Source organism: Niameybacter massiliensis, assembly GCF_001282685.1.
Lineage (GTDB): Bacteria > Bacillota > Clostridia > Lachnospirales > Cellulosilyticaceae > Holtiella > Holtiella tumoricola.
In genome coordinates, this window is record NZ_LN875035.1 from 2460887 (window position 1) to 2483698 (window position 22812).

General features: G+C 34.3%; 20 protein-coding genes and 1 tRNA gene. 5 read left to right on the forward strand and 16 right to left on the reverse strand.

Features of this window, described 5'->3' with window-relative positions:
- Nucleotides 1-128 precede the first annotated feature (128 nt).
- A complete protein-coding gene (locus tag BN2390_RS17255) occupies nucleotides 129-323 on the forward strand; it encodes a hypothetical protein (RefSeq protein ID WP_053985550.1) in 195 nt (64 codons plus the stop codon).
- A gap of 11 nt (nucleotides 324-334) precedes the next feature.
- Nucleotides 335-1111, forward strand: a complete 777-nt coding sequence (locus BN2390_RS17260; RefSeq protein ID WP_053985551.1) for a hypothetical protein — start codon at nucleotides 335-337, stop codon at nucleotides 1109-1111.
- 237 nt (nucleotides 1112-1348) lie between these two features.
- Here BN2390_RS17260 and BN2390_RS17265 read toward each other — a convergent pair whose 3' ends face one another.
- The 8 genes from BN2390_RS17265 to BN2390_RS17300 all read right to left on the reverse strand — a co-directional run bounded on the left by BN2390_RS17265 (nucleotide 1349) and on the right by BN2390_RS17300 (nucleotide 10544).
- Complete coding sequence (locus BN2390_RS17265; protein WP_053985552.1) at nucleotides 1349-2686, reverse strand: FAD-dependent oxidoreductase; 1338 nt, start codon at nucleotides 2684-2686, stop codon at nucleotides 1349-1351.
- A gap of 197 nt (nucleotides 2687-2883) precedes the next feature.
- Complete coding sequence (gene hpt / locus BN2390_RS17270) at nucleotides 2884-3426, reverse strand: hypoxanthine phosphoribosyltransferase (protein WP_053985553.1); 543 nt, start codon at nucleotides 3424-3426, stop codon at nucleotides 2884-2886.
- 114 nt (nucleotides 3427-3540) lie between these two features.
- A complete protein-coding gene (locus BN2390_RS17275) occupies nucleotides 3541-4344 on the reverse strand; it encodes a histidinol-phosphatase HisJ family protein (RefSeq protein ID WP_053985554.1) in 804 nt (267 codons plus the stop codon).
- A 66-nt stretch (nucleotides 4345-4410) separates the two neighbouring features.
- Nucleotides 4411-6006, reverse strand: coding sequence for an NAD(P)/FAD-dependent oxidoreductase (locus BN2390_RS17280; RefSeq protein ID WP_053985555.1), 1596 nt, complete (start codon nucleotides 6004-6006; stop codon nucleotides 4411-4413).
- 31 nt (nucleotides 6007-6037) lie between these two features.
- Nucleotides 6038-7264 carry a BaiN/RdsA family NAD(P)/FAD-dependent oxidoreductase gene (locus tag BN2390_RS17285; protein ID WP_053985556.1) on the reverse strand — a complete coding sequence of 409 codons (1227 nt, stop codon included), beginning with the start codon at nucleotides 7262-7264 and terminating at the stop codon, nucleotides 6038-6040.
- A 239-nt stretch (nucleotides 7265-7503) separates the two neighbouring features.
- Nucleotides 7504-8112 (reverse strand): hypothetical protein, encoded by a 609-nt coding sequence (locus BN2390_RS17290; RefSeq protein ID WP_053985557.1) that lies wholly within the window; start codon nucleotides 8110-8112, stop codon nucleotides 7504-7506.
- Between the two features lie 86 nt (nucleotides 8113-8198).
- Nucleotides 8199-9866: a putative polysaccharide biosynthesis protein gene (locus BN2390_RS17295; protein ID WP_053985558.1), complete on the reverse strand. Its 1668-nt coding sequence runs from the start codon at nucleotides 9864-9866 to the stop codon at nucleotides 8199-8201.
- Between the two features lie 228 nt (nucleotides 9867-10094).
- Complete coding sequence (locus BN2390_RS17300; protein WP_053985559.1) at nucleotides 10095-10544, reverse strand: metal-dependent transcriptional regulator; 450 nt, start codon at nucleotides 10542-10544, stop codon at nucleotides 10095-10097.
- Between the two features lie 147 nt (nucleotides 10545-10691).
- Between BN2390_RS17300 and BN2390_RS17305 the strand changes: the two genes are divergently transcribed.
- Nucleotides 10692-11573: a DegV family protein gene (locus tag BN2390_RS17305; protein WP_053985560.1), complete on the forward strand. Its 882-nt coding sequence runs from the start codon at nucleotides 10692-10694 to the stop codon at nucleotides 11571-11573.
- A gap of 55 nt (nucleotides 11574-11628) precedes the next feature.
- Here BN2390_RS17305 and BN2390_RS17310 read toward each other — a convergent pair whose 3' ends face one another.
- The 6 genes from BN2390_RS17310 to BN2390_RS17335 all read right to left on the reverse strand — a co-directional run bounded on the left by BN2390_RS17310 (nucleotide 11629) and on the right by BN2390_RS17335 (nucleotide 18554).
- Complete coding sequence (locus BN2390_RS17310; RefSeq protein ID WP_053985561.1) at nucleotides 11629-12306, reverse strand: hypothetical protein; 678 nt, start codon at nucleotides 12304-12306, stop codon at nucleotides 11629-11631.
- Nucleotides 12307-12425: 119 nt separating this feature from the next.
- Entirely contained in the window at nucleotides 12426-13289 is an 864-nt protein-coding gene (locus BN2390_RS17315; protein ID WP_053985562.1) for an NAD(P)/FAD-dependent oxidoreductase, read from the reverse strand.
- Nucleotides 13290-13372: 83 nt separating this feature from the next.
- Nucleotides 13373-14236, reverse strand: a complete 864-nt coding sequence (gene sdaAA, locus BN2390_RS17320) for an L-serine ammonia-lyase, iron-sulfur-dependent, subunit alpha (protein ID WP_053985563.1) — start codon at nucleotides 14234-14236, stop codon at nucleotides 13373-13375.
- A 36-nt stretch (nucleotides 14237-14272) separates the two neighbouring features.
- The gene (sdaAB, locus tag BN2390_RS17325) at nucleotides 14273-14935 is read right to left on the reverse strand and encodes an L-serine ammonia-lyase, iron-sulfur-dependent subunit beta (RefSeq protein WP_053985564.1); all 663 of its coding nucleotides are present in this window, start codon (nucleotides 14933-14935) and stop codon (nucleotides 14273-14275) included.
- Nucleotides 14936-15031: 96 nt separating this feature from the next.
- The gene (locus BN2390_RS17330) at nucleotides 15032-17155 is read right to left on the reverse strand and encodes a YhgE/Pip domain-containing protein (RefSeq protein WP_082238846.1); all 2124 of its coding nucleotides are present in this window, start codon (nucleotides 17153-17155) and stop codon (nucleotides 15032-15034) included.
- 148 nt (nucleotides 17156-17303) lie between these two features.
- Nucleotides 17304-18554 (reverse strand): hypothetical protein, encoded by a 1251-nt coding sequence (locus tag BN2390_RS17335; protein ID WP_154668848.1) that lies wholly within the window; start codon nucleotides 18552-18554, stop codon nucleotides 17304-17306.
- A 173-nt stretch (nucleotides 18555-18727) separates the two neighbouring features.
- Here BN2390_RS17335 and BN2390_RS17340 point away from each other — a divergent pair, with 173 nt between their 5' ends.
- Nucleotides 18728-19363: a lactate utilization protein gene (locus BN2390_RS17340; protein ID WP_053985567.1), complete on the forward strand. Its 636-nt coding sequence runs from the start codon at nucleotides 18728-18730 to the stop codon at nucleotides 19361-19363.
- A 99-nt stretch (nucleotides 19364-19462) separates the two neighbouring features.
- Nucleotides 19463-19535 (forward strand) — tRNA-Thr (locus BN2390_RS17345).
- A gap of 107 nt (nucleotides 19536-19642) precedes the next feature.
- Here the strand turns inward: BN2390_RS17345 and BN2390_RS17350 are convergent.
- Together BN2390_RS17350 and BN2390_RS17355 are read right to left on the reverse strand one after the other, a co-directional pair.
- Complete coding sequence (locus BN2390_RS17350; RefSeq protein ID WP_053985568.1) at nucleotides 19643-21019, reverse strand: sulfatase; 1377 nt, start codon at nucleotides 21017-21019, stop codon at nucleotides 19643-19645.
- Nucleotides 21020-21180: 161 nt separating this feature from the next.
- The gene (locus tag BN2390_RS17355) at nucleotides 21181-22653 is read right to left on the reverse strand and encodes a methyl-accepting chemotaxis protein (RefSeq protein WP_053985569.1); all 1473 of its coding nucleotides are present in this window, start codon (nucleotides 22651-22653) and stop codon (nucleotides 21181-21183) included.
- Between the last annotated feature and the right edge of the window lie 159 nt (nucleotides 22654-22812).

Sequence of the window (22812 nt, forward strand, 5' to 3'; positions counted from 1 at the left end):
CTTCATTTTTTTGAATAAATTATACAACACTTCTGTCACATTCTGTCGCAATAGGGCATAGCCTATAGTAGGGAATTTATAGAAAGAGATAAAAAATTTCCCTATTATGTTTTATGGGAGGAATGTTTATGTCATTTTGTTATTCAGATAGTCTATGCCATCTTGTTGGTCAAAAAGCTATTATCCATAGTGGCAACTGCCGCTACAAGGTTTTCATATGCAATATTACACCTAGCTATGTAAAAGCTATAGAGATTTGTTCTGGGAACATTAAAATCTTCAATATGTGTCATATTGACTTTATTGAACCTTGTTGTTGTTAGGAGGATTGAAAATGAGTGCATATCGTAGAGATTATGATGCATATGATGAATCTTTCTTTGGTAGACCTGCTCCATGCCCACCATCAAGACCTATTCCTTGCTATGAGGAATCTTGGGAATGCCAACCATCTTGTAGTAGACCTTGTCCACGCCCAAGACCTAATCCTTGCTGTGAGGAACCTTGTGGATGCGAACCTTGCTTTGGCAGGCCTAATCCTTGCCCACCTCCAAGACCTGTTCCTTGTTGCGAGGAACCTTGTGGATGCGAACCTTGCTTTGGTAGGCCTAATCCTTGCCCACCTCCAAGACCTATTCCTTGTTGTGAAGAACCTTGTGGATGTGAACCTTGCTTTGGCAGGCCTAATCCTTGCCCACCTTCAAGGCCTATGCCTTGTTGTGAGGAACCTTGTGGATGTGAACCCTGTCATTGTACACCACCTTGTGGAAGGCCTCATAGACCTTGCTGTGATCCTGAAAATGTATATTCACCCTGCAGGCCAGTACCACCACTTAATCCTTGCCCATGTGAATGTCCTTGTAATAAAGGACCTGAAAATTTATATGGACCATGTGATAGAAGACCATGTCATCACCCATGTGAATGTTCTATGGCCTCTGAGCTCCGTAGGTTAATTGGTAAAAAGGTTATGTTATGTCTTACTCACAAACGAGGTCCTGCATGTATTTTGGATGTAGATGAAAAATGTGTAAAGGCCATGGCAATAGGATCTGGTAAAATCATTTATATCAATATAGATAGCATTGTAAGCTTTAAAGAGATTTGTTGATGAGAGAATATATAGATTGGAGCTGTTGCAGTTAGCAACAGCTCCTTTTTTATATGTAATAAGGCCTTACCCAATTCTTTAAGCACATGAGTGGAACGACTGCATGAGATAAGAATATTGGATAAGGCCTTCATAAAAGCACTTTTTGATATTTAAAATTTGGAATGGTTTATATATCTATAAGTTTAGGAATTATATGTTAGGTTGAGTATAAGGTTATTGACATTATTTTTACGTTTATTTTTCAAGTGCTTTTAATGCTACTAAGTTTAATAGACTCCATGGTTTATTGAAGTGTGGTTGGAAGAAGAAGTCTGTCATTGCTAACTCTTCTACCGTCATGTTATTTTGAACCACTACTGAAAGTGTATTCATAAGTTGTGTTAAGTCATATTTAGAAAGAATTTGACCACCAAGTACACGGTGTGTTCCTTCTTCATATACAAGTTTGATCATTGCTTCTTCATGAGTAGGCATGAATTCTGGTCTATAAGCATCTGTAATTGTTACAGATTGTACTTTTAAATCAGTTGTTGCTTTTGCAGCTTCTTCTGTAAGACCTGTTGAAGCAATATTATAATCATAAATCTTAATACCTGATGTACCTTGTGTACCCATGTATTTTAAAGTTGGTTGAACTAAATTCATTGCAACAAGAGTTCCCATACGTACAGCATTTGTTGCAAGTGGGATATAACGGCTTTCACCTGCTGGATTGTAGTTAACTACACAGCAATCCCCTGCTGCAAATACATCTTCTACACTTGTGTGCATATATTCATCAATGATGATTGCACCGTTTGGTAACATATCTACTTGACCTTGTAATAATGTAGTGTTTGGTTTGAATCCAATACAAAGTACTACTAAATCTGCTTCATAAGTACCTTTATCTGTTACAACAGCATTTACTTTGCCATCTGTTCCTTCAAAACGTACAACTTTTTCGCCAGTTGCAAGTTTTACACCATGCTCTGTAAAAGCTTCTTCTGCTTTATCTGTGAATGGTGCATCTAAATATTTACTCATGATACGTGTTTCAGCATCAATAAGTACTGTTTCTTTCCCAAGAATTTCAAAAGCTTCTGCTAATTCTACACCAATGTATCCCGCACCGATTACGACGATACGATTTACTTGTTTAGCTTTCTCAATAATTGCTTGAGAATGGTTATAGTTTTTAGAAAGTACAATATTTTCAAGTTCAATGCCAGGGATTGGAGGAACGATTGGCCAAGAACCTAATGTAACGATAAGTTTATCGTATGTGTCTTCAAATGTTTCACCTGTGTTTAAGTCTTTTACTTCTACACATTTATTTTTCACGTCTACTTTAATAACGTCATGTTCCATCTTTGTTACAACGCCAAGTTCACTTAATCCTTCTGGTGAATTATAGAAAAGTCCTTTTGGATCTTTTACTACATCAGCAACGTGAAGGGCAATACCACAAGATAAGAAAGAAATGTTGTTATTTCTTTCATAAACTGTTACCTCAGCATCTGGATAGAGTTTTTTAGTATTTACAATAGCTGCAGTCCCTGCATGGGTGCATCCAATTACAATAACTTTCATAGTTTAAACCTCCCTTAGAAGTTCTTTTTTGCTCACCATTATTATATTACATCTCTTATAGATAATCAACTAATAATTATTATTTGTTGTTAAAAATTTATTTTGATAGATTTTTAATGATAAAACAAAAAGAATCTTAATGTTTAATCCTAACTAGAGTTAGTTTGACATCAAGATTCTTTTCTTATACTTATTTATTATTTGTTTTCATAGACTTCTGGTTTTAAGATTCCTACGAAAGGTAAGTTACGATAATACTCAGCATAATCAATACCATAACCTACAATAAATTCATCTGGCATTTCAAAACCAATGTAATCTACATCTACATTTTCTTTACGTCTTGCTGGTTTATCTAAAAGTGTACAAAGTTTAATGCTAGCTGGCTTTCTTGTGTTAAGCATTTCTGTTAAATACTTAAGTGTTAAGCCACTATCAATAATATCTTCAACAATAAGTACATGTTTGTCACTAATACTTTGTTCAATATCTTTCATAATTTTAACTACACCTGTAGATTCTGTAGCATTACCATAACTTGAAACAATCATAAAATCTATGTTTAAAGGCATATTTATTTGTCTAATTAAATCACTCATAAAAACATTAGACCCTTTTAAAATTCCAACTACAAGTAGTTCTTTTCCTTTGTAATCAGCCGTAATGGCTTCACCTAATGCTTTTACTCTTTCATGAAGTTCTTCTTCTGTTAGTAAAACACGTGCGATATCGTTTTGCATCTTCGTCCACCTCATATTTGTCTATTCATGATTATATTATAACAAATACACATCTCAAACTCAAACAAAATTTAATTTACACGTTAAAATGTTCGAGTTTTAAAGATATTCCTTTTATAACTGTCTAAAAATCGGTTTACGTTTTTCAAAAGTTGTATAGTGTGTAAAACCTATATTTTTAAGCATTTTAGCTGCTTCTTCCCACAAAAAAGCTACGTGCTCATTTTGGTGACTATCTGAACCAATTGTGATTATCTTACCGCCTAATTCTAAATAACGCCTTAATATAGGGATTTGTGGATTGAAATGCCCTAGTCCATAGCGTATACCTGAAGTATTAATCTCTAACCCCTTTTCCTTCTTAATAAGGTATTTTAAGATTTTATCAATTTGTTCCCTATAAAGTTGTGTATCTAGATACTTCACTTCATATTCACCATAGCGACTAATATAATCTAAATGCCCGTAAACATCAAAGTTATCAAAATGCTCTAATGTATCGATTATATGATTAAAGTATCCTCTATAAGCTTCCTCTGAAGTTTTCCCTATAAAATATTCGCCATAAAAAAGTTCTGTATCTTCACATGTATGCGTTGAACAAATAATAAAGTCAAAGGGTTTATCCTGAAGAAGTGCTTCAATTTCTTTTTTATAGCGAGTTTCAAAGCCTACTTCCACACCTATACGTATAGAAATTTGATCTTTATACTTTTCTCTATAGCCTTGTAGTGTTTGGATGTATTCGTCTACATGAGGTGATAGATTCCATTTGCCTTCTACCAAATCCATTTCAAAATGGTCTGTTATTGCTATTTCATCCATTCCTTTTTGTATTGCTGTTTCTATTTGACTTTCAATACTTGTGTTGCAGTCTGTAGACATCGCTGTATGCATATGATAGTCTGCTTTATACATCTTTTTCCTCCCATCCTCATCCTATTCTACGTTTATAGCTTATCACCCTTATGCTCTATTTATAACCTATGCCTTGCTAAAAGGCTTATACACTTGAATAATAGCTTCAGCTACTTCTATACCATCTACGCCTGCTGATGTAATACCACCAGCATAGCCTGCACCTTCACCTGCTGGATAAATTCCTTTAATATTACATTCATAAGCTTCATCACGTCTTATACGAATAGGTGAAGAGCTTCTTGTTTCAAATCCTGTTAATATAGCATCTGGATGGTCAAAGTTCTTGATTTTCTTACCAAATACACCGAGTGCCTCTACAATAGCTTCTCCCATAAATGTAGGAATTGCTTCTCGTAAATTGCTAAAAACTACACCTGGTTCATAAGTTGGCTTCACAATGCCAAGTTCTGTCGTTATTTTACCTTCTATAAAATCACCTACGCGTTGAAGAGGTGCTTTGTAAGTTTTATTTCCTAGCTCATAAGCTAATACTTCTAATTTTCTTTGAAGCTCTACCCCTGCTAATGGATGCTCTGAGCCAAAATCTTCTGGACTAATATTAACAAGGACTGCACTATTAGCATTTACAGCATCACGTGCATATTCACTCATGCCGTTTGTAACAACCATACCTTCTTCTGAAGCCGAAGCAACAACATAGCCGCCTGGACACATACAAAATGTATATACTGCACGTCCATTACTTGCATGATGTACAAGCTTGTATTCTGCTGCACCTAGCTTTGGATCATCCTTATGGGTGTCACCATACTGAGAGCTATTGATCCAATCTTGTAAATGTTCAATACGCATCCCCATAGCAAAAGGTTTTTGAACCATATTCACACTGTGTTCATAAAGCATTTTAAATGTGTCTCTTGCACTATGTCCTAATGCAAGTACACAAACCTCTGTTTCAATCCACTCATTATCATTGACTTGTACTGCCTTCAACTCACCTTCTTCAATACGAAGTGCTGTAAGTTTAGTTTCAAAACGGTAACTTCCACCAAGCCTTTCAATTTCATGACGAATATTCTTAACAACATCCCTTAATACATCCGTTCCAATGTGTGGTTTGTTTTTGTAGCGAATTTCTTCTGGTCCACCGAACCTAGCTAATTCTTCAAGTACTTTATGACAACGAACATTTTTAATTTGTGTAGTAAGCTTTCCATCTGAAAAGGTTCCTGCCCCACCTTCTCCAAATTGAACATTAGAGATTGGACTAAACTTGCCTTCTTTCCAAAAAGCTTCTATATCTTGCACACGTGCATCAACTGCTTTTCCACGTTCAATGACGATAGGCTTATATCCCATCTGAGCAAGTATAAGTGCCGCAAACATACCACAAGGTCCACTACCAACTATAACTGGACGATGCTTAAGTACTTTATCTCCTACTTCTGGATAATAATAATTAAGATCTGGTGTTTTTAAATTAGAAAACTTCTTAAGAAGTTCTTTTTCTTTTTTTGTTTCTACATCTACTGTATAAACAATTTTTATATCTTGCTTTTTACGTGCATCTATCGCTTTTTTAAAAATACGATACTGTTGAATATCTGCTTCTCCTATACGAAGCTTTTTTGCTATTTTATTTTTTAATACACTTTCATCTTCTTTTAAAGTGAGAGAAAGGTCTTGTACTCGAATCATATTTGTTTCCTCAAGCTTTCTAATTTTTGTTCTAATTTTGTACGACAGATTCGCCCGCTACAAGGCCTGTAGACCATGCCCATTGTAAGTTATACCCACCACAATCACCATCTACATCTAGTACTTCTCCTGTTATATAAAGGCCTGGTGCCTTTAAAGATTCCATCGTTTCTAAATTCACTTCATCTAAAGTAATACCACCAACTGTAGCTTGTGCAAACTTAAATCCTCTTGTGCCTTTAACTTCAAACACTAATTTTTTCATGGTCTCAGCTAATGCTTCTACCATTTCATAGTCTAAATTTTCACATGGTGCAACTGGGCTTCCTACATCAGCTTGTTTAATAATTGCCATAACGGCACGCTTATTTAACCAACCTATAAAAAGTTCCTCTATTGTTTTATGTGCCCCATTACCTATACGTTCGTAAATCGTTGCTACTAAATCTTCCTTAGTTGCCTCTGGCATAAAGTCCATATGAATCTCACATGCTTGCTTCTTCGCGAAACTATCTGCTGCAATACGACTTAATTGAAAAATCGGTGGTCCAGATAAACCATCTTCAGTAAAGAGCACTTCTCCTCTTTCTGTACGAACCTTTGTGCCCTCTACCAAAATACTGACTTCACTTTTAAAACGCATGCCTTGCATCATCTTACAGTATTTTGTTGGTGATACAATATGAACAAGTGTTGGAAGTGTTGGGACTTGATGGTGTCCTAAAGCTTTTAATAAACCATAACCTGTTTCATCACAACCGAGCTGTGGTGCTGCAAGTCCTCCCGTTGCTACGATGATGCGTTCAAAAGTATACTTGTCATTAGCTTCTGTTAAGACATTCCACTTTACGCCTTCTGGTTTAAGTTTCGTCACTTTAGTATCTACTAAAACCTCTATACCTAGTCGTTCTACTTCCATACGTAGAACATCTACTACACTACTTGCTTGCTCTGAAGCTGGGTAGACTTTTGTCTTTTCTATAAGTCTTTCAATGCCAAGTGTTTTAAAGAATGCAAGTGTAGTCTCTACATTTTTACTCACAACAGGCTGATAGCAGTCTTTCTTGCTTGCTGTGTGGAAACGCTCTGCTCCCATATCTATATTGGTTATATTACATCTACCGTTACCGGTTACTAATATCTTCTTACCTATTCTGTTTTGTCTTTCAAAAATAGTGACTTTAGCGCCTAACCTTGCTGCAGTGATTGCTGCTACAAGACCAGATGCACCGCCACCAATAATGGCTATATCCCTCATGTTAGTTAGTCATCCTTTCTTTGTCTTTTATTGTAGGGGTATTTAATGACCTTTGCAAGTACAAAGGGGGTATTTCAAATTTTACAAAAAGGCAGTTGAACTGTACACCTTTTGTTTCTGCTCCTAAGACCTAAAAATACTTCACTATTTTTAAGTTCTCCCTAAAGAAACTTTCAGAGTACAACTCCCCTGCCTTTTCATAAATAAAAGGGGTACACTTATATTGTCCCCCTTCTAGATTACTCACTATAATTTTGTAAAATTTCTTCTATATAATAAGCATCTTTTTCTAGTTTACGTTTTTGTTCTATTGTTAGCTGAATACTTTGATTAGAAATAAGATCTACTGTACGCATTGAAAAATCTCTTGTACTTAAACCCAAATTAATAAATGAAGGGTTTTTTCCTTCTACCACAATACCTATTTGATCATTTTCTATACCAAGAGCAAAAGAAGGTGCTTCTTTGATAATGTAAGTTTGCCTTGTAAGAATCACCTCTTCTGGTGTAAACTTCTCAATTTGATAATCTCTAAAAAGAGCTTGTACTTCTTCCATCGTCTTACTGAGTAAGCTTAATGTATTCAAAGTTTGCTCTTCTACAATGTATCCTTCTTGATCAAGTAACTTTGCCGTAATCTTAGTTGTAGGTAAGATCCTACTACTTTCTTCTGTTTCTACTTCTACAATAGGCTCTTCTGGGTCAAAAGTCTCAATGACCGCATCAGGATTAACTATAGGGTCACTAATCCCTTTGCGATATGCCACTTGAAAACAGACAGTAGCTATTATAATAAAAACGAATGCAGCAACAGTAAGTAAGGTAATAAATTGCTTCTTCGTAAACATGTATATCCTCCTAAACGTCCTTGTTCATTACGTTTGGGAGTATAACCATCTTTTTACACCTTTATACACCTCTAGCCCTTATTCTATCAAGCTTCTTTAAAAAGTTTATTAATAAGCTTACGACCACCAGGTACATTTTCTAAATCTTTAGCAGTAATAGTACGTGTTAAAAGTCCTAATACACCATAGACTACCATAGCTATTGGTATAACAATAAGCATCATAAGTGTTGCATGACCAAATACCTTTACAAGTAAATTAAACAATACATAGCTTACAATCCCCATAACTGCTGCTACTAAAATAGGTTTAATAATAAGCTTTTTGATATTAATTTTAATATGAATAGTACGTACTAAGTAAACTACATTTAATATGGCATAGATTAAATAACAAATCGATGTACTATGAACAACACCATAAATATGCATACTTGGCATAGATAAAAGAATTAAGTTAGCAATAACCTTAACACCACAAGCAATCGCTGCATGGATTGTTGGAATACTTTGTTTTCCCATTCCCTGTAATACACCTGTTGTAATCTGAGCAACGGTAATAAAGATAATACTAACGCTACCATAGACTAAAAGCTCTCCACCATCTGGTGCCATAGAATAAAGCATACGAATCACTTGATCGCCAAATACCATAAGCCCTACAGCCGATGGTGCAGCAAAAAGCATACCGATTTTAAGAACCATATTCGTCTTACGGCGTACATCTTTAAAGTCTTGTTTTGCCACTGCAGCTGAAATAGCTGGAATAACCGCCATTCCTAGTGTAAGAATTAAATTAACTGGTAAGTTAATCAATGTGGTGTACTTGGTTGAAAATTGTCCTGCCAAACTATTTACAATAGCAGTCTGACTTGTGAGAACTTCTGGATCTGAAATAGGTAGATTTACAAGTTGTCCTGCTAGTGACATCTTTTCTATTGTATTTGGAAGTATTTTATAAATCATAGAGTAATCAATGAGTCCCATAATAGAAAAAATTGAGGAACTAATCATAATTGGAATACTCATAATAAGTATTTTCTTTAAGAGCTCTCTATTTGTTTCATCTGTTGTGGTACGTGACTTACGTCTACGCTTATTAATACTTGGCTTGATTAAATAATAGACAAATACTAAAACCAAAAGTGCAAAAAGTGCACCCACTGAAGTTCCAAATGAAGCACCTGTAACCGCTGCCTCTAGGCTTTTTTCCAATAGCATATAAGCCAATACCACACTAACAATAGCATGTACAAATTGTTCAACGACTTGAGATATAGCTGTTGGCGTCATAGAACTCATACCTTGGAAATAGCCTCTCATAACAGCCATAATAGCTACTAAGAAAATAGCTGGCACTAATGCTTTCATTGGCAGTGCAGCTTCTGGCATATTAAAGAATATCGTAGAGATACTATCTGCTCCAAACCATAAAACAACAGATAATATAGCCCCAATTAATACTGAATAAATCATTGCCACTTTGTAAACACGGTGTGCATCTTCATAAGCCCCAATAGCTCTTCGTTCTGATACCATCTTAGAAATTGCTGTTGGAAGGGCAACCGATGACAGTGTAAGCATTACCATATAAACTTGATAAGAGGGTGCAAAAATACCATTTCCACTATCTCCAATAGCTCCCGTTAGTGGAATGCGATATAAAATACCTATTAGTTTACTGATAAATACAGCAATCGATAAAATCATAGCACCTTTTAAAATATGTGCGCCTGTTTGCTTATTATTTTCCATAGTCTTTTCCTTTAACCTTATCATTCTTCATTGCTTATCCGCTGGCTAGTATTATGCAGTACTAACCCCTGGATAACGTCATCTAAAATTCAGCTAATCTAAATAATTATCTGAACTAAGAACGCTGTTTATCCGATGCACTATTATAGCACAAAACTTTGAAGAAAATATAGTCTTAATTCATATAAATAAGAAAGAATACATAAAAATAGTGTGCTCTATAGCACACTATTCTTCTTCTGGTAAGGGCTCAAGTATTTTTATACGCATTTTGCGTTTACTATATAAACGATAACGATTAATGATTTCTGGGTACTGTCTCACAAAGCATACAAAGCGTTCAACACTTTCAAGTGCTTCATAAGATAAGAACTGCTTCATGCCTTCTCTCTCTTCTTCACGATTATTCGTAAGCTGTAGAATGTCCAAAAATTCATCAATAAGTTCATCCCGAGAAATCAAGTACTTTGCCATTTCTTTTCCTTTATCTGTAATCGTAATGGGTTGATAAGCAAGGTAAACGATATACTTTTGAAAATGCATACGTTGAAGGGCCTGGATGGTTTTTTTGAGTGGCATGTTTAGCTCTGTACTTAATTCACTACTTTTAATTTCTTGACCTTGCTCACTCAACTTATAAATATGAATGAGATATTGTTCTAAACTTGAAGAGAGCACATCCATTCCTCCTTTTACTATAACAGTACAGTATATGCGAGGCTAGCTTATCCTAATGCTAAACTTATCTTGCAAACTTCTTTCTATTCCCATATAATATAATCGGAATGTTGTACAAATAAAATTCCTATTAAGGAGGTGAATGTAATGAGTGAAATCGTACTTATAACAGATACATCAAGTGATTTAAGTGACACTATAGTTAAAGAATTTGGAATTACACGTATTCCTTTTTATGTTTCATTTAATCAAGTCGATTATTTTAAAGAAATCGTAGAAATGCCTATTAAAGATTTCTATACAAAAATGCGTGAAAGTAAAGTCTTCCCTAAAACATCACTTCCATCAATCAATGATTATCTTGAAGTGTTTACACCACTTGCAGAGGCTGGTAAATCCATTATCTGTGTTTGTTTATCCGGGTATTTTAGCGGTTCATATAGTTCTGCTGTTAATGCCAAAGAAATTATTTTAGAAAATTATCCTAATACGCAAATTGCAATTATTAATTCATTAAATGCCACAGGTGGTCAAGGACTTTTAGTAACAGAGATTGGTCGTATGATTCAAGATGGACTTGAATTTGACCAAATTATTAATCTTACAGATAAACTTATTGAAAAAGCTAGAATTTTCTTCTTTGTTGATACACTTGATTATTTAGAAAATGGCGGTCGTATCGGAAAAGCATCTGCTCTTCTTGGTACAATGCTCAATGTTAAGCCTATTCTCTTTTTAGAGAAAGGACAACTTTATCCACTTGCTAAAGTACGTGGTAAGAAAAAAGCTATTGCTAAAATTATCGAATCCACTGTGGAATATATTGGTGATCGTCCTTGTGACTACAACTACATAGTTGGTCATGCTGACAACTTAGAAGATGCCAATACTATTTTAGCAGGTGCTAGAGCAAGTATTGCTGCTCCTATTCCTGATGAATTCTTCTTCATCGGAGTAACTATTGGTGTAAATACAGGTCCTGATGCATGCGGAATCTGTGTTATTCCAAAGTATCAAACATTAATGTAACTAAAAAGGAAGGTAGGATAATTATTTATCCTACCTTCCTTTTTCACTTTTCAACTTATCTTCTCTTAACTGGCTTAATATAAAACGCATAGGCAATGGCCATAAACGCGAAAATTTCTGTTGCCGTAAATGGTGGTATGATATTAAGTAGATTAACAAAATACCCTATTCCATCCAATGTCAATAAAATACATGCTGCAATAATAAGTGCATAACTACTTCTTAAATATTCATTCTTATACTTAAGAAAGCCAATCACACAAAGTATAATCATGATAGCTACAAAAGTACCTTGTACAACACTTAAATACAGAGGAAACTGACCTGTAAGTTCTAGTCTATAGCCAAATGTTGCTGTCACAATCTTGGTAGGTTGAGTGATAATAACATATATGTAGAATAAAATCCAAGGTGTAAATAAAACTAAATAAGTTAAATAATTTAATTTTTCCCTTATGTAAGGTGTAATGCACCATACTGCTGAAGCCATTGTCATAGTAATTCCAATGCTTGTTGCTAAATAGAAGTAACGTAGGATTTCAAGTTGTCCAAGCGTTGGATGGTCTCCATATACAATTAGTGTTAAATACCTCATCATAGAAAATGCAAATAGAAATGTACAAATCCATTTCAAAGTTACATTTTCTTTCTTTTGTACAATACCTATATTCACCATTAGGACTATCAGTGCTAAAACGCACAAAACAATGAGTAAAAAATAGCTCGTTGACATGGACATCCTCCCCCTTTTTTATTATTTTTATGGACAAGGAAGTTATTTTAGAACTAGATTCTCTAAATTTCTTTGTATAAGAATACAAAAGAGGCCACCTAAGTGACCTCTTTATTCTACTATTTAGATACTTTATCTTTTGTATGAAGATAACTTACTGCTTGAAGTGCAGCTGTAGCACCTTCTCCTACTGCTTTTGCCACTTGGTAAGGACGACCTGTACAGTCTCCAGCAGCATATACACCTGGCATATTAGTTTCCATAAAGCGATTAACTTTAATCGCTTTTTCATCAATTTCAAGACCTTTAAGAAGTTGTGTTGTTGGAATACTTTCTTTAATGATGAATACACCACTTACATTAAGTTCCCCATCTTTTAGCACAAGCTTATTAACAACACCTTCACCTTCTACAGCTTTAGGTTTCCCACTTACAACTTCAACACGTTCTCCAAGAGAACCTACATTTTTGTAAAGTGGAATATAATAAACTTTTTCACATACTTCATTTAAATAGTTTACATCTTCTTCTGCATGGGCACTATCACCAATAAGGGCTACTGTTTTCCCCCTATATAAAGGACCATCACAAGTTGCACAGTAACTTACACCACGACCTAGAAAAGCTTCTTCACCTTCTACAGAACTTGCTTTTGTAATCCCATTTGCTAAAATAACTGTTTTAGCTTCAATAAATTCATTTTCTGCATTAAGCATATAGAAATCACCCATATTGAAGATCTCTAAAACTTTTTTATTTTCTATCTCAACATTCATCTCTTTTGCATGGCCTAAGAAAGATTCCATCATTTCTTGACCTGTGGCACCCATCATCCCAATATAATTATCTATTTTTTCAGCTTTATATAAATAGCTGGTTGTAATATCATTTCCAAAGATTTTTACTTTCTTATTACGAATAACACCATTTATAGCAGCAGATAGACCTGCTGGTCCTCCGCCGATGATTGCGATATCTAACATAATAGTTCCTCACCTTCTGTCTTTTTATTGCTCACTTATATTATATGTGATTTTTTTCTTATTGAGTAAATTATTTTGGTAACCTAGTCACACTTACCACATCTTTGGCAAGCTGTTTTTGTCGCTGCAAGACCACCAAGTGCTGTTTCACGTAGTTCAAATGGAATACTACGTCCTACTTTATACATTGCTTCTACAGTTTCATCAAATGGAACCAGATGCTTAATACCCGCTAATGTAATCTCTGCACTAATTAAGGCATTAGAAGCCCCCATGCCGTTTCTATTTTGACAAGGTGCTTCTACTAATCCACCTACTGGGTCACATACAAGTCCTAAAATATTTGCTAGCGCTGTAGATGCTGCATCTAAACATTGTGCAGGTGTACCACCAAGAAGTTCTACTACTGCTGAAGCTGCCATTGCAGAAGCTGAACCAATCTCTGCTTGGCATCCACCTTCTGCACCAGATACTGTAGCATTACGTGTAATCAAATACCCTACTGCACCTGCATTTAAAAGGGCTTCAAGCATTTTATCATCACTAAACCCGCGTTCTTCCTGAATAGCTATAAATACACCTGGAATAACTCCCGATGAGCCTGCTGTTGGTGCTGCTACAATAAGTCCCATAGACGTATTGACTTCTAATACACCCATTGCATAGCTAATAGCTTTAGATACTAAACTGCCACAAGCTGAATCTTCTTTTCTTTTATAGATCTTTTTAGCTTCTCCACCAATAAGTCCTCCCATTGAGGTAAGGTCTTCTGTAAGCGAGCTTTTAATTGCATTTTTCATGATATCATAAGAATGCATTAATGCTTTTAAAATATCCTCTTCACTCATATGTCCTATTGTTTTTTCACGTTCTAGCATAACCTTTGAAATAGGAAGTCCATGTTCCTTACAAAGGTTAAGTAACTCTTCGGCTGTTTGAAAGTTCATAGTTAGTGTCTCCTATCTTTACCTAAAAAAGCTTGTCTATATAATGGTTACCTTTAAGATAGATGAATGGTTTCTGATCTTATCTACTACACCTTCATCTATATTTTCGTCTGTTTCAATAATAGTGTAGGCCATTGTTCCTTTACTTTCACGATAAAGACGCATAAATGCAATATTAATGTTGTAATCACTAAGGGCTTCTGTAATATGAGCTACAACCCCTGGTGTATCTTGTTGTTTAATAATCATTGTACAGTATTCACCTGTAAACTCTACATCAATGCCATTGATTTGATCAATACGAATGTTGCCTCCCCCAATAGAAACACCAACAACTGTTGTAATATCTCCAGTTTCATCTTTGGCAATAACTTCTACTGTATTAGGATGATCTGTATGTTTTACTTCATTTGGCTCAAATGTATATTTAAGACCAGCTTCTTTTGCATGGTAAAAAGCATCTTTAATGCGTTCATCTTCTGTGTCCATGCCTAAAATACCTGCTACAAGAGCTTTATCTGTCCCATGCCCTCTATAAGTTTGTGCAAAAGAACCATATAAAATAAACTTCACTTCACAAATTGGTTTTTGAACGAGCTTGCGTACCATAAGTGCAATACGTACCGCTCCTGCTGTATGTGAACTGGAAGGTCCAATCATATTTGGTCCAATTACGTCAAAAATACTTATTTCTTTCATGTCTTTTTACCTCGTCTCTTTTTGACATTTCCTTTTATATTATACATAGATGTGGTTTATAAGCCAAATCTATTTTTCAACCTACATCTAAAACGTCTATTCGCCTAATCCTGAAAGCTTAAACTTTTCATTAAAAAGTTCATGTACAATTTTTAATGATTTCTTAAAGAGTAAACCTACTAATAAAAATACAATAGCAAATATAGCTAAATGAATAAGTTGATTATATAAGTTTGGATAGAATATTCCCCCTTGAGCTTCTCTTAAAGTACCTATAGCATAGGTAAAAGGCACAAATCTACTTATAATTCTAAAGAAAGATGGAATAACTTCGATTGGGAAGGTCCCACCTGCCGAAGAAATTTGTAGTACTAATAAAATAATTACAATCCCTTTTCCTAAGTTACCAAATAAAGCAACCAATGTATAAATAACACAGGTGAATACAAAAGCACTCACCAGGCTTAAGAGAATGAAAGCTAGTTTATTAGATACATAAACTTTTACAATGAAAAGGTCTCCTAATGCAATAATTAAACTTTGGATTAAAGATAGAAAAAGATAAGTCATGCCCTTACCTATATATTCTTCTCTTGGTGTGACATCTTCTAAGGCAGATTCTGTTGTAAGCATAGCTGATAAAATAACAATACCTACCCATATTGCCAAAACAGTATAAAAAGGTGTCATCGCTGAACCATAGTTAGGAATAGGATAAAGTGCCTCTTCCTCTAGCACAACTGGTGAAGCAATATATTTGGCTATAAGTTCTGGATTGGTTTCTAAAAGTTCTATGAGACTATCTAGCTCTTCTCCATTTTGAAAGAAACTTAATTTCTCTGCAAATCTATGAAGTTCATCTTGAACCGTTGGTAACTGCTCTTGCACTTTGTTAAGAACCTTTTCCCCCTTTTGAAGCGCATCAATCCCTAACCCTTCTACATTTTCAAGTTTTGGAAACAGTAAGGTCACATCTTCACCAAGTGTACTTACTTGCCCTGCTATTTGAGTGGTCTGGTTAATCATTCGATTAATCTGTGGTCTTAATTCATTTTGGAAGAAAGTTAAACTTTCTGTAATCGTACTCTTTATATTAATGGTTTCTATATTAATAGTTTCTAAACCACTTAAAGCTTCTTCCTTACCTTGTACAAGCATATCACTTGCTGTATTAAGTTCTGCTTCTAATGTCTTTATACTTATATTGAGATTCTTTAAGGAATCATGAGGTAGCTTAAGTACACTTAAAAGCCCCATGACATTTTGATTCATCTTTTTTAAACTCCCTACTGCCCCTTGTATATCTTGTAAAGTATCATAAACTGCTTCGGAGTTACTTAATTCAGTTTTTACCTGCTCTACAAAGTCTATCACACCACCTGCAATGTTTTCCATTTCATTCAATGTATTTTCTGTTGTATCTCCAATATCTCTGAGTACTTCAGAGGTCCCTTCTAATGCCTCTTGTGCATTGGCTGCTACCTGCCCTATTTGAATAACTGTATCTTCTGCTAAAGGAAGCTTATCACCTACTGTTTCTAATACTTCTTCTGCTTGTACAATACCTTCATAGTAACGTGTAATATCTTTAGCAATTTGTTCTCTATTCTCATCTAACTCCATCATAGCTAGGGCAAGGTCTTTAAGCTGTGGCATATTTTCTTCTAAGGAAAAACCTACTTGATTAAATGCTTCAAAGATTACTTCATTAGCTGTAGTAATAATATTTTCTGAAACCGTTGCCTTAAGTGAATTGGCACCACTTGAAGTTATTTTAGGTGCTATGGCATTGCTCTTCTCATTAATGACATACACCAATGTAGGCTTTTGCTGATTTTGAGTTGTAATACTTTTTAGATCTTCAGTAAAAGTAGAAGGAATCTTAATGTATGCATAATACTTCCCACTGCGTACACCATATTCTGCATCTTCTAATCCTACAAATTCCCATCCCAATTTCGTATTCTTTTGCAGTTCTTCAATGACCTGATTACCAATATTTAATGGTTCATCTAAAAGTATCGTCCCTTGATCCTCATTAACAACAGCTACTTTTATTCCTCCTGTTGCACCATAAGGATCCCAATTGGCTTTGATGTTAAACCAAGCATATAACGAAGGTAAAATAAGTAACCCACACACAATAATAAATGTAGGAATATTAGTGGTCATACGTTTTAAATCTTGTTTAAAAATTGTCCCTATTTTTCTCATATTCATATCCTTTGCCTACATATTTTCTTATCTTTATAGTTTGGTTTTGAAAGTTAAAATATACTTTTACATGAAAAAAGGAAGATAAAATGAAAAACTCTTTTAATGAGTTTTCCATTTATCTTCCTTTTTTCATGTATCTATTTAGAAATTTTTAGTAGATTGCAATTGAACCAACTGCTTTCTCTACTGTATAGCCTAATTTTTGAAGTTCTTCTACACTAATGTATGAAGTACTATTGTCTGTAATAGTATTAAGTGCTACAAATGTACCATCTACTTCAATACCAGCTTTTTTAGCTACTTCGTCATATTTAACTTCTTGACCAAGGTAACCTAATGTTAGTTTTGCTGGTACATAAACTTTATCTGCTTTAACAAGCACTTTACAAGTTTCTTCTTTTCCCATACCATCCATGATGATATTTGTGTTTGTGTTAATGATAGCCATTTTAGGCATCATTGCTTCCATTAATTCTGTTTGTGTCATTTCTAACACTTTTTCTGGTGCTTTGATTTCTTTTACTTCTGCTTTTGCAGTATCAGCATCCATACTCATATTCATAGTCATATTAAGCATAGGAATTGCAAAATTCATTACTAATTTTTGATTCACTACATCTTTACCAAAAGTATAATCCATTTTAAATGTACCTTTTACCATAGCTTCTGCCATTGGTATAAGTTGATCAAGTTGTACTTTGACTTCATCCATTTGACCTTTTAATTCTGCAATTTTGTCAGCTGGAATGTTTAATTTGTATTTTGTATTTAAGCTTTCAATATTCTCTGTTGTTGTTAAAATAATTTGTTTTACAAGAGCTAATACTTCTTTTTCATTTAATTCGATTGTATATGTATTATCTTTTTTAGTTACTGCTACATCAAATCCTAAATCTGCAGCAACATCTTTCATCATTTCATAGTATTTTGCTGGATCTTCTAACATACTTTGTTTTACAAGAGCCATCATCATAGCTGTTTGTTCATTACTATCTGTAAATGTGATAAAATCTGTATCAGCGTTTGTTAAGATTTCTGGTACAGTCATACCATCTACTGCAAAGCATTGTGCTAAGTAGTTTTTACTGATATAAGTTTTATCATCTTTCATAATGATTTTTGCATCATTCACTTTAATTACTTGACCTGTAGCTGTAGCATTCATATTCATAGTAAGTTCACTACTCATATCTGCTGTATTAGCATGTCCATCCATATCCATTGTCATTTTCATAGTTTCATCAGCTACTGTCATATCCATTGCCATTTTAGCTTTAATTGTACTTGCTTCCCACTTGCTAGACTCTTGGCATTTGTTCCAAAATTCTACTTGAGTTGTACTACAACCTGTGAAAACAAGTGCAAGCACAAGTAAAAGAACGGGTAATAATCTCTTCTTCATAATAATCCTCCCTAAAAGTTTTTTCATAGACAATTATACTCCTTTGTTTAAATTTTACAAGTATTGTAACTATATTTTAATATTAAGATTTGTTAAGGTTTAATATTATTCACTCCTTAACTTTACATTATGCTATAATAAGAGTACATTAAATTCTATTGTGAGGTGTTTTCATGTCTATTCAAAAAGAGTTCTTTGCTAAACAAGCTGATGTTATTATGAAACAACTTCAAAAACGTCATATGAATGGTTATTACTGTGAAACAAAAGAAGATGCGCTTAAATTAGCCCTTTCTATGATGCCAGAAGGCTCTAGTATTTCTTGGGGTGGCTCTGAAAGTATTAAAGAAATCGGTCTCTTAGATACACTTTATGAAAAAGGTACATATACACTCTATGATAGAGCCCGTGCTCTTCCTAATGAGATAGACGATATGCTTCGTCGTAGCTATTTTGCTGACTTCTATTTAATGAGTAGCAATGCAATTACATTAGGTGGAGAACTGATCAATATTGATGGTAACGGTAACCGTGTTTCTGCTATGATTTATGGTCCTAAAAAAGTTGTTATGATTGTTGGGATGAATAAAGTGACTACTAATGTTGAAGAAGGTATTGCACGTATTAAAGCAACTGCTTGTCCACAAAATGGCATTCGTCTTAATCGTAATACGCCTTGTGGTACTGTCGGCGTTTGCGGCAATTGCTTAAATCCTGATTGCATGTGTATGCACACTGTTATTACACGCAATAGTCGGGAAGCTGATCGTATTCACATTATCTTAGTTGGTGAAAGCTTAGGGTATTAAATCCTTAAGCTTTCCCAATTAACTTTATTCTTAATTTTGATTTACCAATATTGACAAATGTACAGTAATATGATATTCTAATTGAGCATTCAGTCATGCGCTGTTATAGCACAGTCGGTAGTGCACTACATTGGTAGTGTAGAGGTCGCGGGTTCGATTCCCGCTAACAGCTCTAAAAGCAACCTTCATTGTGAGGTTGCTTTTTGTTTGCCTAGAATTAAATTTGACCAATTAAAGATAGCATCTATGAAATTCTATTGAATTTCATAGATGCTATTTTTATTGGTAGTCAGGATTCTTAACAGGAATTTCTCCTTTTACATCTGCTAACCATTCTTTTAACTTAGCTAGTAATTCCTCTGCTATCGTTGGATATTCTTCTGCTAAGTCTGTTGTTTCACCTATATCACTTACTACATCAAATAACTCATAACTTTCACTCTCATAAAAATAAATTAATTTATATTTCCCATGTCTAACAGCAGAATATGGTCTTCCTCCTTGATTTCCATAATGTGGATAATGCCAAAAAATAGGTTTTTCTCTCTGCTTCTCTACACCTATTAATGTCTCATAAAAACTTTCTCCATCTACGTGCTGTTCTGGCATACTTTGCCCCCCTGCTACTTCCATGAGAGTTGGATAAAAGTCTGGACTACTTACTAATCTATGACTCACACTACTAGGAGACACTCTACCTTTCCAGCAGACAATAAGAGGTTCTCTGACACCTCCATCATACATCCACCCTTTCCCTTCACTTAAAGGTGCATTGCAAGTTGGTGATCCTTCTGCGCTTGATAACCCACCATTATCTGAGGTAAAAATAACTATCGTATCTTGTAAAATGCCTTCTTCCTCAAGTGTCTTCATAATTCTTCCAATATTCCAATCTAAGTTATAAATCATAGCTGCATAAACAGGGTCAGATTGAAGAATCCTTCTGGTTACTTTTTCATTTTTCTTATGTTCACAAGGAAAATGTTCGCCTTCTATTAATGCTGGTTGATTATCTAGGCCTAATTTTTTAGCTTTATTCTTAAAATACTCAATATCATCATCTTTTGCTTGAATCGGTGTATGTACTGTATAATGCCACAAGTTAAGGAAAAATGGCTTGGTCTTATCTCTATTTCGGATTAAGTTAATACTTTCTTCTGTCAAACGATCTGTTAAGTATTCTCCTTCTGGCCCCTCTTCTAAGTTTTCTAATTGATATGGACTAAAATACCCATTATGTGGATGACCTTTATGGTTTCCTCCTATATTCACATCAAATCCATGCTTATCTGGATAGTAATCACTCGTCCCTAAATGCCATTTTCCTACATGCCAAGTTGCATATCCATGTTCTCTTAAGCTTGTTGCCAAACTTTTTTCTTCTAATGGTAAATGATCTACATAAGGAGCATCTATTAATTTCCCTTTTGCACTTGCTCCAATCCAATCTGTTACTTTTACCCTTGCTGGATATTTTCCACTCATAATACTAGCTCTTGTTGGTGAACACACAGGACAAGCCGCATAAGCATTATCAAATAACATACCTTGTTTAGCAAGTTCATCTATATAAGGTGTTTCGTAATATGTACTTCCGTAACAGGCTAAGTCCCTCCATCCCATATCATCAATCAATATATATACGATATTGGTCATTGCTTCTCCTCCATATAAATATAGTAATATTTTATACACTTTTATATTTTAAATTATATTATTCTATTTATAAAGTACCATTATAATAAATTTTATTATAATTTTCTATTAAAAATAGCACTTCCTAAATGTCTTATACTTAGGAAGTGCTCTCTATGACCTTAGACTACTTTTAACTCAAAAATTCTTTCATCCTGTTGACTTAATTGATAGGATTTCTCTTTTATTTCCTTTAAGCGATTGACAATAATATAAGATTCTTCTTTAGTCTTTTCAAAAAGTTCTTTGGCTTTATCTATATTATGTTGTTCAATACATTCCATAATACTATGTCCGTGTTTATGAAGTGATTGGTGAACAGCATCAATACTTTCCCATTCTTTTTTAATAAGTGGATGCTCTACTTCTATTCCATGATAGAAGTGTCCAAATGCACATTTCATTCCATCGGTTTGAATAGCTTTTGTTTGTCCATTTATAACCATTTGTTCTAGCTTTTTAATCCAGCCTTGATGGGCAATAATGGCTTTATCAATATTCTCAATAAAGCTTTCATTTGTAATTGGATGGGTTCCATTATTCATGATAAGCAGGAATTCCCTAATCGTCTCAAATAAGCTATCATCTATGTTTCTAATTTGCTTTGCATAAGTACTTGCATCTTCAGCCTCCTTAGATACCACTTGAGACATGCTTGTAATATGCTCCGTTTCTGTTGCTACCGTTCCCATCGCTTCTACAATCTCTTGACTTGCACTATTAATCTCTTGCATTGTACTTGAAAGGCCTTGTATACTGTCAACAGCTTTTACAAGATCGCCTACACTTACTTCAAAACTTTCATTAACTACATCTATCTTTTTCCCAATATCCTCAATTGAAGTAATAGTTGTATGGACACTTTTAATGCCCTCTTGTGTAGCATCTTTCATATGATTGGTGAAGTTTTCCATATTACTTAGCTTAGTTTTTGTATCTTCTGCTAGCTTTCTAATCTCTTCTGCTACCACTGCAAAGCCTCTTCCCTGTTCTCCTGCTCTTGCAGCTTCTATACTTGCATTAAGCGCTAGCAAGTTGGTTTGCTCTGCAACACCTCTTACTCCTTCTACGATATTTTGCACATTTTTAGTCATCTCTTCTAGCGTGCTAATTTTATCTTCCATAATCGTAGCATTGTCAGAAACAATATCTTTTAATTTTGCTATTTCCTCTAACTGTTTTACACTTTCTTCATTTACATTTTTTAAATTTACTGCTTTAGCAGTAATTTCTTCTAATACCCCCGTACTTTGGTCAAGTGCCATAGATGCTTCATTGACACTCGCTGTAGTTTCCTCCACTACTCCCATGTAAAAAGTACTTGACCCTGCTAATTCATTTGCAACTTTTTTAAGATTATCTGAAGTAAACCCCATATTTACATCAAATTCACTTAACTTGGCAGCCTGTTCAATAAGCCCTAGTATCTTTTCTTGATTAATATGATTATTACTAAGAAGTACTTCTAGTAATTCCATAATCAATTTATTCTTGGGATACTTAAGTTTAGGTTGTTCTATCTGTTCACCTTCTAAAGTTTTTTTCACATAATCATATACTTTATCTACTTCTTCATGTCTTCTTATAGCCAGCATTATTCGTCTCCTTTTTTCTATCTCTCTTAATCGACATAGAAATTTTATATTATATTTATAATACTACACTATATATTTAAATATAAGTATATTTAAATAAACTCTTTTTATATTATCAGTAATTATTTAATATGTATTCTTAAAATTATTTGTTTATAA